The organism is Rhizobium sp. SVR5-9E (genome assembly GCF_056755095.1).
This window is the reverse complement of record NZ_JBNDHS010000677.1, coordinates 1-240: the sequence shown is the minus strand read 5'-3', so window position 1 is coordinate 240 and position 240 is coordinate 1. Positions and strand designations below refer to the sequence as shown.

At 64.6% G+C, this 240-nt stretch carries 1 protein-coding gene; it reads left to right on the top strand.

Annotation, left to right across the window (positions count from 1 at the left end):
- Nucleotides 1-240 (top strand): AMP-binding enzyme (locus ACPYOJ_RS36525; RefSeq protein ID WP_481420560.1); only part of this gene is annotated, 240 nt, incomplete at both ends.

Sequence of the window (240 nt, the reverse complement as noted above, 5' to 3'; positions counted from 1 at the left end):
ATCCACGACTGCATCAAGGACATGATCATCTCCGGCGGCGAGAACATCTATCCCGCCGAGGTCGAGAGCGCGCTGTGCGATCATCCTGACGTCGCGGAGGCCGCCGTGATCGGCGTGCCCGACGACAAATGGGGCGAGGCGGTGAAGGCCGTGGTGGTGATGAAGCCGGGCAAGGAGGCGACCGCCACCGACATCATCAATTCCACCCGGACGCGCATCGCCGGCTTCAAGACGCCGAAG